The organism is Blautia sp. SF-50 (assembly GCF_900101315.1).
In the GTDB taxonomy this organism is placed as follows: Bacteria; Bacillota; Clostridia; order Lachnospirales; family Lachnospiraceae; genus Blautia_A; species Blautia_A fusiformis.
Map to the genome: position 1 here is coordinate 37915 of NZ_FMUW01000013.1, position 14650 is coordinate 52564.

Consider the following 14650-nt stretch of genomic DNA (forward strand, 5'->3'; position numbering starts at 1 on the left):
GATCATTCGCCATTCCGGCCCGGATGTATGTAATCAGGAGGATAATAATGAATACAGACAGATATGTAAGCCCGCTGTCAGAGCGGTACGCAAGCAAAGAGATGCAGTACATTTTTTCCCCGGACATGAAATTCCGCACATGGAGAAAGCTGTGGATCGCACTTGCTGAGACGGAACGTGAGCTTGGCCTTAACATCACCCAGGAGCAGATTGACGAGATGAAAGCTCATGCGGATGATATCAACTATGATGTGGCTAAGGAGCGTGAGCGTCAGGTTCGCCATGATGTAATGTCTCACGTGTATGCGTTTGGTGTACAGTGCCCGAAGGCAAAAGGTATCATCCATCTGGGAGCGACCTCCTGTTATGTAGGAGATAATACGGATATCATCGTTATGACAGAGGCGCTGAAACTTGTCCGCAAGAAACTTGTGAACGTGATCGCTGAGCTTTCCAAGTTTGCTGCACAGTATAAGGATCAGCCGACTCTGGCATTTACTCATTTCCAGCCGGCACAGCCGACAACCGTAGGTAAGAGAGCAACTCTCTGGACTCAGGAATTCCTGATGGATCTTGAGGACCTTGAGTATGTATTAAGCACTATGAAGCTTCTTGGCTCCAAGGGAACAACCGGTACACAGGCTAGCTTCCTGGAACTTTTTGACGGGGATCAGGAGACCATCGACAAGATCGATCCGATGATCGCAGAGAAGATGGGATTCAGATCCTGCTATCCGGTTTCCGGACAGACCTATTCCAGAAAGGTTGATACCCGTGTGCTGAATATCCTTGCGGGAATCGCTGCAAGTGCACATAAGATGTCCAACGATATCCGTCTTCTTCAGCATCTGAAAGAAGTAGAGGAGCCATTTGAGAAATCCCAGATCGGATCTTCCGCTATGGCATATAAGAGAAATCCGATGAGAAGTGAGAGAATTGCTTCCCTGTCCAGATATGTGATGATCGATGCACTGAACCCGGCGATCACATCTGCAACACAGTGGTTTGAGAGAACTCTGGACGACTCTGCAAACAAGCGTCTCAGCGTTCCGGAAGGATTCCTTGCGATCGACGGAATCTTGGATCTCTGCCTCAATGTTGTAGACGGACTGGTTGTTTATCCGAAGGTTATCGAGAAGAGATTGATGTCTGAGCTTCCATTTATGGCAACTGAGAATATCATGATGGATGCAGTTAAGGCAGGCGGAGACCGTCAGGAACTTCATGAGCGTATCCGTGAGCTTTCCATGGAAGCAGGAAAGAACGTGAAGGTAGAGGGTAAAGATAACAATCTTCTTGAGCTGATCGCAGCAGATCCGGCATTTAACCTGACTCTTGAGGATCTTCAGAAATCCATGGATCCGTCCAGATATACAGGACGTGCCAAAGAGCAGACAGAGGCATTTATCGCCAATGTGGTACAGCCGGTTCTGGATGCACATAAGGATCTGCTTGGCGTTAAGGTTGAGATCAACGTATAATTCCAAGATGTTATAAACATTAAGAAATGAACACAGACAGGAATGACGTGTCTCTGTGTATTACAGGCAGAGAACATGCCGTTCCGAATAATAGAGAAAGACACAAGGAGGAACTGTGTTATGGTAACTGCAGTAGTAGGAGCAAACTGGGGAGATGAAGGTAAAGGCAAGATCACAGATATGCTTGCTGAGAAAGCCGATATCATCGTAAGATTTCAGGGTGGAGCCAATGCGGGCCACACCATCGTAAATGATTACGGTAAATTCGCACTTCATACACTTCCGTCAGGTGTGTTTTACGGACATACGACCAGTGTCATCGGAAACGGTGTTGCACTGAACATTCCGGTATTCTTCAAGGAGTACAACGAAGTAGTAGGCCGTGGAGTACCGGCACCGAAGATCCTGATCTCCAACAGAGCACAGATGGTAATGTCTTACCACATTCTGTTCGATCAGTATGAAGAGGAGCGTCTTGGAGGCAAGGCTTTCGGTTCCACAAAATCCGGAATCGCTCCGTTCTATTCTGACAAATATGCAAAGATCGGCTTCCAGGTAAGTGAGCTTTTTGATGAGGAAGCACTGAAAGAGAAGGTTGTACGTATCTGCGAGACCAAGAACGTAACACTTGAGCATCTCTATCATAAGCCTCTTCTGAAACCGGAAGACATCATGAATGAGCTGATGGAATACAAGAAGATGGTTGAGCCATACGTATGCGACGTATCTCTCTATCTCTGGAATGCACTGAAAGAGGGAAAACAGGTTCTTCTTGAGGGACAGCTCGGAACTCTGAAAGACCCGGATCACGGAATCTATCCGATGGTTACATCCTCTTCCACACTGGCTGCTTATGGTGCCATCGGTGCAGGCCTGCCTCCATATGAGATCAAGAAGGTCGTAACCGTATGCAAAGCTTACTCCAGTGCAGTTGGAGCAGGTGCATTCGTTTCTGAAATCTTCGGCGAGGAAGCAGATGAGCTGAGAAAACGTGGCGGTGACGGTGGTGAGTTCGGTGCTACTACAGGCCGTCCGAGACGTATGGGATGGTTCGACTGTGTTGCATCCAAATACGGATGCCGTCTCCAGGGAGCTACAGACGTTGCTTTTACAGTACTGGATGTTCTGGGATATCTGGATGAGATCCCGGTTTGCACCGGCTATGAGATCGACGGAGAGGTGACAACAGAATTCCCGACAACTGTGCAGCTTGAGAAAGCAAAACCGGTTATTGAGAAGCTTCCGGGATGGAAATGCGATATCCGTGGAATCAAAAAATATGAGGATCTTCCGGAGAACTGCAGAAAATATGTAGAGTTCGTAGAAAAACATATTGGATTCCCGATCACAATGATCTCTAATGGACCAGGAAGAAACGACATCATTTATAGATAATTATTTTTACAGTATCAGGATTATGACAACAGGAAGCGCCGGGGAAGAATTTCTCCGGCGCCCTTTTGGTTCAAAGAGATATTCAGTTAAAATAACAGATAGAATAGCGGATGTATCATGTGAAAGGAAGTTCAATGAAAAATTTTAAAAGAATCGCGGCACTTGCAGGTGTTGTCATATTACTTCTTATATTCTGCCTTCCAATGGCATTTGCCTGGGGAAGCAGTGAAAACGCCCAGGCTTTATTCCGGGGGGCTTTTGCGGCAGCAGTTCTGGTACCAATCGTAGCGTATGTTTTCTGGATGGCGTACCGGATCTGGGGAAATAAGAAGCCGAGAGAGGATGAAAACCGTATGATCGAGAATATTATTTTTGATGTGGGAAATGTGCTGATGGGCTATGACTGGGAAGAGTATCTTCGGAGCTATGACTTCCCGGAAGAAAAGTATCAGAAAATCGCAGATGCAGTATTTCGAAACCCGATCTGGGAGGAACAGGACCGTGGACAGCATGAGGATTCCTGGTATGTAGATAAATTTGTGGAAAGTGCACCGGAATATGAAGCAGATATCCGTGAGGTGGTACGACGTGATCCGGAGTGTATGCATCTGTATGATTATGCGGAAACCTGGGTGAAATATCTCAAAAATCAGGGATATCATCTCTATGTCCTTTCCAACTACGGAACTTATATGCTGGATCGTACAAAGCAGGATATGTCTTTTCTGAAATATATGGACGGAGTGGTATTTTCCTGTGATGTGCAGCAGATCAAGCCGGAGGTGGATATTTACAAAACACTTCTGAAGCGTTACAGCCTGAAACCGGAGAAATCGGTATTTCTGGATGATCGTGCCGTGAACTGTGAGGGAGCCGGAAAAGCCGGTATCCATACCATCCAGTTTGAGAATCTGAAGCAGGCGGCGAAGGCGCTTGAGAAGCTTGGTGTGAAATGACCTTCAGTGTGAAAAGAGAAACGCAGAGGGCCTGCACCATCGCGAAGCCCTCTGCATTCTAAAGGGGAGGATATGATAAGTATCTCCCGGAACGGCATCTGTTATACAGAAAATATATAAGATCTTGTAATCTTTTATTCCCTGTTCTTCTTCCGGTATTCACCGGGAGTCATTCCATATGTTTTTTTAAAAGTACGCATGAAATGCTCCGGACTTTCATACCCTACAAGTTCACAGATCGCAAGATTGCTGAGAGAGGTTTCACGCAGAGCATGACATGCCTGGTTCAGCTTGATATCTCGGATGATCTGTAAAAATGTCCGTCCGGTACTTTCCTTGATCAGGGTACTGAAGTGGGAAGTACTATAGCCAAAATGCTTCGCAGCTTCACGTAAGGTAACGCTCTGGTAGTGACGGTTCAGGTAGTTGAGGATTTCCGTTACAGAATTTCCGGTGCTGTCCTTTGTAAGGATGGATTCAATATCATTTTCGTGAAAACGCAGCAGCATGGCCCAGAATGGAGTTGAGAAAGGTGCAGCTGTATTTTGCGTGGCCGAGATATTCGATATAGAGATTTTCCAGCATGTCATGGATCTGTGCATCATTTCCACTGTGAAAGATCGGATAATTTCCCACGGTCTTGCGGTACAGCACATGGGCAGTTACTGCTAACGGTAACAAAAGCTTATGGGTACCCTGGCAAATACTTCCTGTACAATATAAGCATACTTTTGGCTATGAAATGCTTTTAAACATAGTGGGTATTTTAGATCCCGGTATGCTGTTTCCTGTGACCATCTGAGATGGTAGAGTTCTTTTAAGTGATCCATATCAAAATCCTTTTTTTACAAGGAAATTCCTTAAGTAAATGACATTGGGAGTGAACAGTAACTCTGAAACAGTTAAGACAGGCGGAAAATCCGCCTGCTCCTGACATTGCAGATTTGCACCTGTTATATATAAAGCAAGGGTAAAAAGCTCTGTGAAAGAACTTTTCACCCTTCATTATCATAGAAGAATCTTATTTACAGACTTTTTCTCGCAGTCTCTCTGTAGTTTACTATTGCTTTTTTGGCAGCATCAAAATCCTTTTCTAGTACATAAATACATGTTGTTTCATTCTTATGATCAATTCCCGATGCAAAAGTATGATAAAAAATCAAGAAAAAAAGATTATTGATAAATGTTGCTTTTTTCAATCTGGTTTCATAAGGAATATTATTTTCATTCAACGTTTGTGTTAACCGCACAAGATGATCCATATTATCAGTTTCACATAATTTAATTTTCCCATTATCCTGAATATACTTCATAAAACCACCTCCGTGCTATATGTACATATATAAGAATAAATAATTTCCTGAATCCGTGAAATTCATCCTTTAAGTGAACCAACCTGCCAAGGGCAAGTTGGTTCCATGATAAAAATATACTTCCCTGTCTATTTTCAATACCAATGTCGTGACTCCAAGCGCTCATTGGGCAAAAAAAGGTACACGAAATAAGCCTACTATAAAATTGCTTTGTTACTTATGCGTTTGTGACAGCATATTTCTGACAGATATCAGAAAATATATGCCGCCAGACGTTGCTTTTTCCAAGGCCGATTATCAACTGGCGTGCATGCATGGTTACATGGCCTGCCATCATGATCAGGCTGCTGATAACTGTGCGTAAACGACGGCGTTTAACATCCCTCTTCTGACAAGGTGTTCGTCCTCCAATTGTGCCCTGACCGATCATACGGAGAATGTTATATGCGATCATCCCCAATTCGAGTATCAGTGCATTGGTCGTGAACTTTCCAGATGGAAGTCGCTCCAGATCCATGTCAGTTTTTACCTCACTATGAAACTGCTCACATTCTCCATGGGCATGATACAGACGGATGATTTCCTCATCCGGGTCACCAAGGTTTGTCCACCAGGTTTCAACTTCAACATCGGGAACCAGATTGAACTGACCATATTTATCAATGGTTCGTTCCGTAATCTCGTAGCCGGTACGGAGTGTAAACTCTTTATTGAACTGCTTATTGGTAACGGTTCTCCAGTTACTGCCTATATAAACAGTTTTTCCATCTCTGGGACTGTTTATATTCTGGCAGTACTGCTTTGCTATTTCAAACCAATCATCCGTGTTTTCCCGGCGAAGGTTCCGCTTGATAATAAAAAAGCAGCCTGCATCCATCAGAACAGCAACATTGTCGATGGAGTCATTGCCGGAATCAAGGCGAATCAACAGCGGCTTATCTGTCAGTTTGTGGCAAAGCGTTATTGTTTCCTGCGGAAATTTAACCGTCCCCTTCTGACAATGCTGTTTTCCTTCACGGAGTTCGAAATTGATGGCGTACCCCTCTGTACCTATATATGCCATCATAGGCGCATAGCCGTCACCTCTTTGTAGGTTCGTGAAACACCTTCCTTTTTGGATTTCGAATTATCCATAGGTGTCACATCGATATCTACCGGAACAAGACCATTTGCAAGAGCTGTCGGTTGTATTTTGTTTGTAAGGAGCATCTCAACATTCTGCCCATGCAAAGCATTCCAAGGTAAGTGAGTACAATATCACCGTTCTTAATCTGATGCTGAGACCGGTTGGGTGAATAATGATATTGAACAACAGAGTATCGCAAAATCTTGAAATTATAGGATTTAAGGAGCCTGTGAAGAAATCAACTTCACGGATTCAGGGAAGATATAAAAGTGGAGCTACATAGAGCAGTTCTAAACTGATTTAATTTTAGCAAAGAAGGTGATGCCTGCCAAGAGGAAAACACAAATTTATGCACATTTTTTTAGAGAGGGAATCCGTGTAATCATTCAATGTGGATAACTTTCCTAAATTTATAAGAAATGTGTAAATATGTGAAATCACAAAATGGGTAGGCTATAAAATAAATTTACCTTTCAAAACTGATATGAAACAGATGTATTTGATTTCTTCGCCAAAAGATGATATAATAAATAGAAATTGCGAAGCGGAATATAAATCTCCGTCTTATTTATCTAAAATTTTGGAAAAGAGGATCAGACAATGAGCGATATGACAATTCTTGAGCAGTGGCGTTCCATTGCTTATAATCAGAATGCAGATAAGAATAAGCTTCAGCGCTTCTGGGCAAATTATTTTAACATTGAGAAGAATATTTATGAGCAGCTTCTTGAGAACCCGGATGAGATCGTTTCCGGAACTGTAAAAGAGCTTGCTGAGAAATACGGTCAGGACGTTATGACTATGGTTGGTTTCCTTGACGGAATCAATGACAGTCTGAAGGTTCCGAACCCGATCGAGACTATGGATGAGGATACCAAGGTAAACCTTGCATTTGATAAAGAGGCACTCTATAAGAACATGGTAGATGCCAAGGCTGACTGGCTTTACAACCTTCCTCAGTGGGACAAGATCTTCACAGAAGAGAAAAAGAAAACCCTCTACATGGAGCAGAAGAAATCCGGCACAGTTGTGAAACCGCACAAGGTCGGAAGAAACGATCCGTGCCCATGCGGAAGCGGCAAGAAATACAAACACTGCTGCGGAAGATAATGAGCGTAAAGAAGAATTTGGATTACATTATCGTGTTAGGTGCCCATGTGGACGGAACACGGATGACACTTGCCCTTCTGGAACGAGCCAGAAGGGCCCTTCTTTATCTTGAAGAAAATCCGGGTACGAAGGCAGTGCTCTCTGGAGGAAAAGGCGATGGAGAAAACATTTCCGAGGCAGAGGCTATGTATCGTTATCTTACCGGTCACGGAATAGACGGGGACAGATTGATACGGGAAGAGGAATCTACCAGTACGAAAGAGAATTTGGAATTCAGCTGCAGAAAGATCGGAACTACAGACTGTTCCGTAGGCGTGGTGACGAACAATTTTCATGTATGGAGAGGAGCAGCCATTGCAAGAAAATGTGGATTCCGGGAAGTGGCCATGGTACCTTCCAGGTATCGAAGCTGGCGTCTTTTTATCTACATTCCCCGTGAGATTTTGGCTATTATCAAAGACAAACTCATGGGAAATCTGTAGATCTGTGCGAGAAGAGAAATCTCAAAAATTTTGTCAACATGCGTTGACAAATAAAAATACTGCGCTTATAATGAACCACAGAAAAAGAAATAAAAAACACGTTGACGAGACGAGTAAGCTGTGAAACGTTACAGAGAGAGATGTGAAGTGCTGGAAACATCTTATCGGGAAACAGCCGAAGACTACCTCCGAGTGGCCCCAATCCGGTCCGGTGATTCCGTTATCATCATAATTGAGAGGCTTTGCATCCTGGCATGACCGGGCAGCAGAGCAAGCAGGGTGGAACCGCGAGAATGAATGAACTCGTCCCTTACAGTATGTGATGTACTGTGAGGGATTTTTTTATTGCAGAATCTCTTGCAAAAGCAGACACATACTGTGTACCATAGAAACTTCATTTCAAATGAAAGGAGAAACAACAATGATCATTACATTAAAAGACGGCTCAAAAAAAGAATATGCAGAAGCAAAAGCTGTGATCGATATCGCATATGACATCAGCGAAGGCCTTGCACGTGCTGCATGTGCAGGAGAAGTAAACGGAGAGGTCGTAGATCTTCGTACAGTTCTTGACAGCGACTGTGAGCTGAATATCCTTACAGCGAAAGACGAGAAGGGCCTTGCAGTTCTCCGTCATACAGCATCTCACGTAATGGCACAGGCTGTACAGAACTTATACCCGGAGGCAAAGGTTGCCATCGGACCATCCATTGATACAGGCTTCTACTATGATTTCGACCACGATCCATTTTCACGTGAGGATCTTGACGCCATTGAGAAAGAGATGAAAAAGATCATCAAAAAAGGCGCAAAGATCGAGCGTTTTACAAAATCCCGTGAGGATGCCATCGCATACTTTAAAGAGAAAAATGAGCCATACAAGGTTGAGCTGATCGAGGATCTTCCGGAGGGAGAAGAGATTTCCTTCTATTCACAGGGAGACTGGACAGACCTCTGTGCAGGCCCACACCTGATGAGTGTAAAAGGCATCAAGGCATTCAAACTTCTTTCTTCTTCCAGCGCATACTGGAGAGGCAGTGAGAAGAACGCAATGCTTACACGTATCTACGGAACAGCCTATGCTACAAAGGATGAGCTGAAAGAGCATCTGGAGCAGATGGAAGAAGCAAAGAGACGTGATCATAACAAGCTTGGCCGTGAGATGAAGATCTTCACAACTGTAGATGTGATCGGACAGGGACTTCCGCTTATCATGCCAAACGGTGTGATCATGATGCAGGAGCTTCAGCGCTGGATCGAGGATGAGGAGACAAAGCGTGGATACGTAAGAACAAAAACTCCTCTTATGGCAAAGAGCGATCTTTACAAGATCTCCGGACACTGGGATCATTACAAAGATGGTATGTTCGTACTTGGTGATGAGGAGAAGGACAAAGAGGTTTATGCACTTCGTCCGATGACATGTCCGTTCCAGTACTATGTATACAAAGCAGAGCAGCACAGCTACCGTGATCTGCCGATCCGTCTCGGCGAGACCTCCACACTGTTCCGTAATGAGGATTCCGGAGAGATGCATGGCCTGACACGAGTTCGTCAGTTTACTATTTCCGAGGGACATCTGATCGTAAGACCGGACCAGATGGTAAAAGAGTTCAAAGACTGTATCGCACTTGCCCAGTACTGTCTGCAGGTACTTGGTGTTGAGGAAGATGTAACCTATCATCTTTCCAAATGGGATCCGACAAACAAAGAGAAGTACATCGGTGAGCCGGAGGTATGGGAAGAGACAGAAGGCCATATCCGCCAGATGCTTGAGGAGCTGAACATTCCATTCACAGAGGATGTGGGCGAGGCTGCTTTCTACGGACCGAAGGTTGATATCAACGCAAAGAACGTATACGGAAAAGAAGACACAATGATCACGATCCAGTGGGATGCACTTCTCGCAGAGCAGTTTGATATGTACTATATCGATGAGAATGGCGACAAACAGCGTCCGTACATCATCCACCGTACATCCATGGGATGCTATGAGAGAACACTGGCATGGCTCATTGAGAAATACGCAGGAATGTTCCCGACATGGCTCTGCCCTGAGCAGGTTCGTGTGATCCCGATCTCCGAGAAGTATAACGATTATGCACAGAAGGTTGAAGCTCAGATGAGAGAAGCAGGAATCCGCTGCTCTGTAGACGGACGTTCCGAGAAGATGGGATACAAGATCCGTGAGGCACGTCTTGAGAGAGTACCTTACATGCTTATCGTTGGTGCAAAAGAGGAAGAAGAGGGTAAGGTTTCCGTAAGAAGCCGCTATCTTGGCGATGAGGGAATGAAAGAGCTTGGTGAGTTCATTGACTTCATCAAAGAAGAGATCAAGAACAAGACGATCCGTAAGATCGAGGTTCAGGAAGAGAAGAAATAAACAAAACAGATGATTGACGGATAAATAAAAGGCGACCCGTGTGATAGGCGGGCCGCCTTTATTTTTGATCCGGCAATATTGAGACCACGCTGTGATGCGGAGGCGGTCAGTATTGCCGGATATTTTTTATTTAAAATATTTCTCTCTGACGAGTTCAACCGGCATGTCCAGTCCGGTCCAGATGTGGAAAGCCTTTACACCCTGGTGGAGCAGCATGTACATTCCGTTAAAGGTCGGACATCCGGCTTCCCGGGCTTCCCTGAGAAGTCTTGTTTCTCTTGGCTCATATACAACATCGGCTACGGTAAGCTCCGGATGGAACAGAGCCTTGTCCGGGATCACGGTGCCTGTCACATCCGGAACCATTCCCACAGAAGTTGCATTGATGAGGAGATTGCTTTCCTCCAGTGCGTCCTTCAGCGCAGTGTGATCATCCATCTCATGAAGGATCATCTCACATTCTGTCATATGAGACATTTTTTCTGCCATGGCAGCAGCACGTTCCCAGTAACGGCTGGTAGGACGTGCAAAAACATGGATCTTTTTTGCACCCTCCAGGGCGGACTGGCCGCAGATCGCCATTCCGGCACCGCCGACACCCATAACGGTGATAGTGCGCCCCTTTACATCACAGCCGGCATCTCTGGCAGACTGGGTAAATCCATAACCATCAGTATTAAACCCCTTTAATTTTCCATTGTCGTTGCGTACGGTATTTACCGCTCCAATCAGCTGGGCAGTGGGAGAAAGCTCGTCCAGAAGCTCCACGATCTTATTCTTGTTTGGCATGGTCAGGTTAAAGCCCTTGATCCCACAGGCTTTCAGTCCTTCCACAGCCTGGGGAAGGGTCTCCTCTGTTACATCAAAACAGAGATACACATAATCAAGTCCAAGATAACGGAATGCCTCATTGTGCATTAAAGGTGATACGCTGTGTGCCACGGGGCTTCCCAGAAGGCCGGTAAGCCCGGTATGTCCGGTAATATTGATCATTGTTCGATTCCCTCCTGTATCTCATATAATAGAATTTCTTTACGAAATATAATAAAAAATATTTTAGCACTATAAAGTGCGAAAATCAACAAATACAAATATTGTACGGAAATTTATACATTTTTGTCGCCGATTCATAGAAAAAATCTATAAATGTCGAGACAGACAGAAACGACCCGATAAGTTAGAAGAATCGACATCCGGATTTGACAAAATATGCAAAGAGCCTGCCCTATAATAAATACACTTACCAAAGTTGAGAATCGATGGCAGACGAAACAGCAGTGGGGGAAGCTTATGTATCAGAGGATATACATAGATATCGTTTTTATGACGAATTTCCTTATGGATTACATGCTTTTAAGACTTGTGGGAAAATTTCTGTATCTTGACGGGAAACGCAGAAGATGTGTGATATCCGCTGCCTTTGGATCTTTTGTATCCTGCCTGCTTGTATGTGTACCTTTTAAGATCATTTTTCCTGCCGCTGTACTGATCCATGGCGGCTGCGCTTTTTTTATGGCGTCGTTTGCTTTTCGACTGAAAAAAGGCGGCCTTCTTGTAAAAACCATTCTGGCTCTGTATTTCACAGCTTTTGTGGTTGGCGGGATCTATCAGGCACTGGAAACGGAAAGAACCATGACGGTGAAAATATTTCTGCTTTTTCTGGCAGGGATTTATGGCACACTTTATACTCTGGGATGTGTGACCGAGACCTTCCGGTTTGGAAGAAGAAATATTTTTCCGGTCACTTTGAAATATCAGGGGAAGCTGCAGCAGACATACGGCTTTTATGATACCGGAAATCTCCTTATGGATCCTGTGAAAAAACAGCCGGTATCGATCATCAAACAGGAACTTTTGGGAAGCCTGATATCGAAAGAGCAGGTGAAAAAACTGATGGATATTAAAGATAAACCAGAGGCACTGGAAAATACAGGATTTGTCAGTCTGCAGCCGCATTTTCTGAGCTGTCATACCGCAGATGGAAAAAAAGGACTGCTGCTGGCAGTGATCCTTGATGAACTTCTGATCCAGACTCCCGAAAGGGTGGTACATGTAGGAAAACCGGTGCTTGCTATAACATCCGAGCCCTCAGCTTTGGGAGAAGAGTACGAGATACTTTTGAATTCCAGACTATTAAATTGAGAAGGGGGCTTATGTTATGAACAGAGCAGCTGCAAGATCCTATCCGTTTCAGGTGATCCGGAAATTTATGTTCAATCGTCCGGGAGAGGTTTTTTATATTGGTGGAAATGATATCCTTCCGGCGCCGTTGTCAGCGGAACGGGAGGCTGAAGTGATCGAAATGTTGGGAACAGAAAAGGAAAAAGAGGGAAAGTCGGTTCTGATCGAGCATAATCTACGGCTGGTGGTTTATATTGCAAAGAAATTTGATAATACAGGGGTAGGTGTGGAGGATCTGATCTCCATCGGAACCATAGGGCTCATAAAGGCTATCAATACCTTTGATCCGGTAAAAAATATCAAGCTTGCTACCTATGCATCACGATGTATCGAAAATGAGATCCTGATGTATCTGAGGAGAAACAGCAAAACAAAGATGGAGGTTTCCATTGATGAGCCGCTGAATGTGGACTGGGATGGAAATGAGCTGCTGCTTTCGGATATCCTGGGAACGGATGACGATGTGATTTCCAGACGTCTGGAAGATGAGGTGGAGATCGCACTTCTTGGAAAAGCCATCAGCAAACTGACAAAGCGGGAACAGATGATCATCCGTCTGCGATTCGGCATCGGAAACCGGGAAGGAAGCGAGAAAACACAGAAGGAGGTAGCGGATCTTTTAGGAATTTCGCAATCCTACATTTCCCGCCTGGAAAAGCGGATCATGAAGCGGCTGCGGAAAGAAATCGTAAAGTATGAATAGAAGAAACCGGAAAAAACGGTTTACCGGACAGGGACAACGTGTTATATTGAAAAAAAGAGCGGAAACAGTCATTTTCCGGTAAACGAGGAGCTTGAAGAAATACGATGGACAGAGAAGAGCTTGACCGTTATCTGAGAATAGAGCTTTGTTATCTCTGGTCTGGAAGCTGCAGTCAGACCATAGAAGGGAAGAAGATCGTTACCAGCGAGGGCGATATCTGTATTTTTGATACCCAGGCAGTGCATGCGATTGAGGCGGGCGGTGAAAACGATATTCTGGTAAATATCCTTATGAGCCGGGAATTCTTTGATACTGCCTTTCTGAGCCGGATGCCGCGCCAGGGAATAGTTTCGGAGTTCCTTGCGGAATCGGTGACCAAAAGCAGGAAGAAAAAGCATTATCTGTATTTTAAAACCCATGGGAACAACCGGGTGGGCGAGATCATGGAGCAGATCATATCTGAGTATTATGCCCGGGATATCGGCATGGAAGAGGTGATGGAAAGCTATGTGATCATTCTGTTTACAGAGCTACAGAATGAACAAAAGAAGAAGGGGTGTGGCAGAATGATCGACATTGCACATGCAAAACAGGAATTCGAAAAATATCTGGATGAATACGACCGGGAGGATGAACAGATCTGTCTGAAGATCGTACATACCTATGGAGTGATGAAATACGCAGGAGAGATCGCCAGAAAAATGGAATGTTCCGGTGAAGATGTGGAACTTGCGGAGCTGATCGGTCTGCTTCATGATATTGGCCGTTTTGAGCAGATCCGTAGATTTCACAGCTTTGAGCCGGGAACCATGGATCATGCCGTGTTCGGTGCAGAACTTCTCTTCGGGGAGGAGAAGCTGATCCGGCGTTTCGTGGAGGATGATAAATTTGATGAGCTGATCGATGCAGCAATTCGGAAGCACAGTGATTTCAAACTGGAAGGAATCCACGATGCAAGAACACTTTTCCATGCAAAACTGATCCGGGATGCCGATAAGCTGGATAATTGCAGAGTAAAGCTGGAGGCGTCTGTTGAAGCCATGCTGGGAGTCTCTGAGAAAGCTGCAGGAGAAGGGCTGATCTCACCGGCAGTGTGGGAGTCCTGTCTCAGAAGAGAATCCGTGTTATCCGCAGACAGACATGTGCCGGTGGATTACTGGGTATCTTATCTTGCACAGTATTATGATATCAATTTTCCTGAGACCTGTGAGATCATCGAAGAAGAGGATTATATCACCAGGATCGCAGGCCGGCTGACGTACCAGGAACAGGATACCAGAACTAAGCTCCATATTCTCACAGAAGATCTGAACAGGTATCTGGAGATGCCGGCTGTGTCTGTGAAGGAATAGGAGCATAGCAGTTACTGTTCACTGGTCAATGTCCCGCGAGGTGTTTTTTGTGAGCGAAGGTCACAGAAAACCCGAGACATACCGCGCGAATTTATGCGATTAGCATAAATTCTGTGCATCGCGAAGCGTGTTACTGAGAACGGAGTGAACAGTAACTTATAGCAGAGA

General features: G+C 44.8%; 13 protein-coding genes and 1 pseudogene. 9 read left to right on the forward strand and 5 right to left on the reverse strand.

The window, feature by feature from the left end; translation table 11 throughout:
• Positions 1 to 47: 47 nt before the first annotated feature.
• From purB to BLP57_RS09705, 3 genes are all read left to right on the forward strand, one after another.
• Complete coding sequence (purB, locus tag BLP57_RS09695; protein WP_044961987.1) at positions 48 to 1481, forward strand: adenylosuccinate lyase; 1434 nt, start codon at positions 48 to 50, stop codon at positions 1479 to 1481.
• A gap of 120 nt (positions 1482 to 1601) precedes the next feature.
• Entirely contained in the window at positions 1602 to 2876 is a 1275-nt protein-coding gene (locus BLP57_RS09700) for an adenylosuccinate synthase (protein WP_022426147.1), read from the forward strand.
• 134 nt (positions 2877 to 3010) lie between these two features.
• Entirely contained in the window at positions 3011 to 3832 is an 822-nt protein-coding gene (locus BLP57_RS09705) for an HAD-IA family hydrolase (RefSeq protein WP_092071300.1), read from the forward strand.
• 134 nt (positions 3833 to 3966) lie between these two features.
• Here the strand turns inward: BLP57_RS09705 and BLP57_RS09710 are convergent, their stop codons facing one another.
• From BLP57_RS09710 to BLP57_RS09720, 4 genes and pseudogenes are all read right to left on the reverse strand, one after another.
• On the reverse strand, positions 3967 to 4341 hold the full coding sequence (locus tag BLP57_RS09710) for a helix-turn-helix domain-containing protein (RefSeq protein WP_158526420.1): 375 nt from the start codon (positions 4339 to 4341) through the stop codon (positions 3967 to 3969).
• The gene (locus tag BLP57_RS18050) at positions 4316 to 4513 is read right to left on the reverse strand and encodes a hypothetical protein (RefSeq protein WP_173741609.1); all 198 of its coding nucleotides are present in this window, start codon (positions 4511 to 4513) and stop codon (positions 4316 to 4318) included. The genes BLP57_RS09710 and BLP57_RS18050 overlap by 26 nt, the downstream gene beginning before the upstream one ends.
• Before the next feature lie 344 nt (positions 4514 to 4857).
• Positions 4858 to 5145, reverse strand: a complete 288-nt coding sequence (locus tag BLP57_RS09715) for a hypothetical protein (protein ID WP_022426145.1) — start codon at positions 5143 to 5145, stop codon at positions 4858 to 4860.
• A 217-nt stretch (positions 5146 to 5362) separates the two neighbouring features.
• Positions 5363 to 6440: pseudogene (locus tag BLP57_RS09720) on the reverse strand (IS1380 family transposase); the annotation flags it as partial.
• 431 nt (positions 6441 to 6871) lie between these two features.
• Here BLP57_RS09720 and BLP57_RS09725 point away from each other — a divergent pair.
• The 3 genes from BLP57_RS09725 (at position 6872) to thrS (ending at position 10246) form a co-directional block, all read left to right on the forward strand.
• Complete coding sequence (locus BLP57_RS09725) at positions 6872 to 7381, forward strand: SEC-C metal-binding domain-containing protein (protein ID WP_021652360.1); 510 nt, start codon at positions 6872 to 6874, stop codon at positions 7379 to 7381.
• The gene (locus BLP57_RS09730) at positions 7381 to 7863 is read left to right on the forward strand and encodes a YdcF family protein (protein WP_092071306.1); all 483 of its coding nucleotides are present in this window, start codon (positions 7381 to 7383) and stop codon (positions 7861 to 7863) included. The genes BLP57_RS09725 and BLP57_RS09730 overlap by 1 nt, the downstream gene beginning before the upstream one ends.
• Before the next feature lie 421 nt (positions 7864 to 8284).
• Positions 8285 to 10246, forward strand: a complete 1962-nt coding sequence (gene thrS / locus BLP57_RS09735) for a threonine--tRNA ligase (RefSeq protein WP_092071309.1) — start codon at positions 8285 to 8287, stop codon at positions 10244 to 10246.
• Between the two features lie 126 nt (positions 10247 to 10372).
• Here the strand turns inward: thrS and BLP57_RS09740 are convergent, their stop codons facing one another.
• Positions 10373 to 11239 (reverse strand): shikimate dehydrogenase, encoded by an 867-nt coding sequence (locus tag BLP57_RS09740; RefSeq protein WP_021652363.1) that lies wholly within the window; start codon positions 11237 to 11239, stop codon positions 10373 to 10375.
• Between the two features lie 297 nt (positions 11240 to 11536).
• Between BLP57_RS09740 and BLP57_RS09745 the strand changes: the two genes are divergently transcribed.
• The 3 genes from BLP57_RS09745 (at position 11537) to BLP57_RS18495 (ending at position 14482) form a co-directional block, all read left to right on the forward strand.
• Complete coding sequence (locus BLP57_RS09745; protein WP_175442971.1) at positions 11537 to 12388, forward strand: sigma-E processing peptidase SpoIIGA; 852 nt, start codon at positions 11537 to 11539, stop codon at positions 12386 to 12388.
• Between the two features lie 16 nt (positions 12389 to 12404).
• Positions 12405 to 13130, forward strand: a complete 726-nt coding sequence (gene sigE / locus BLP57_RS09750; RefSeq protein WP_015527110.1) for an RNA polymerase sporulation sigma factor SigE — start codon at positions 12405 to 12407, stop codon at positions 13128 to 13130.
• A gap of 104 nt (positions 13131 to 13234) precedes the next feature.
• Positions 13235 to 14482: an HD domain-containing protein gene (locus tag BLP57_RS18495; protein WP_304456038.1), complete on the forward strand. Its 1248-nt coding sequence runs from the start codon at positions 13235 to 13237 to the stop codon at positions 14480 to 14482.
• Positions 14483 to 14650: the final 168 nt, after the last annotated feature.

Excerpts from the sequence above, each read along its gene's own strand:
- purB (WP_044961987.1), top strand. The coding sequence starts at position 48 with ATGAATACAGACAGATATGTAAGCCCGCTGTCAGAGCGGTACGCAAGC.
- BLP57_RS09710 (WP_158526420.1), bottom strand. The coding sequence starts at position 4,341 with ATGCTGCTGCGTTTTCACGAAAATGATATTGAATCCATCCTTACAAAG.
- BLP57_RS18495 (WP_304456038.1), top strand. The coding sequence starts at position 13,235 with ATGGACAGAGAAGAGCTTGACCGTTATCTGAGAATAGAGCTTTGTTAT.
- BLP57_RS09725 (WP_021652360.1), top strand. The coding sequence starts at position 6,872 with ATGAGCGATATGACAATTCTTGAGCAGTGGCGTTCCATTGCTTATAAT.
- BLP57_RS09705 (WP_092071300.1), top strand. The coding sequence starts at position 3,011 with ATGAAAAATTTTAAAAGAATCGCGGCACTTGCAGGTGTTGTCATATTA.
- BLP57_RS09740 (WP_021652363.1), bottom strand. The coding sequence starts at position 11,239 with ATGATCAATATTACCGGACATACCGGGCTTACCGGCCTTCTGGGAAGC.
- BLP57_RS09730 (WP_092071306.1), top strand. The coding sequence starts at position 7,381 with ATGAGCGTAAAGAAGAATTTGGATTACATTATCGTGTTAGGTGCCCAT.
- BLP57_RS09715 (WP_022426145.1), bottom strand. The coding sequence starts at position 5,145 with ATGAAGTATATTCAGGATAATGGGAAAATTAAATTATGTGAAACTGAT.
- BLP57_RS09700 (WP_022426147.1), top strand. The coding sequence starts at position 1,602 with ATGGTAACTGCAGTAGTAGGAGCAAACTGGGGAGATGAAGGTAAAGGC.
- sigE (WP_015527110.1), top strand. The coding sequence starts at position 12,405 with ATGAACAGAGCAGCTGCAAGATCCTATCCGTTTCAGGTGATCCGGAAA.
- BLP57_RS09745 (WP_175442971.1), top strand. The coding sequence starts at position 11,537 with ATGTATCAGAGGATATACATAGATATCGTTTTTATGACGAATTTCCTT.
- thrS (WP_092071309.1), top strand. The coding sequence starts at position 8,285 with ATGATCATTACATTAAAAGACGGCTCAAAAAAAGAATATGCAGAAGCA.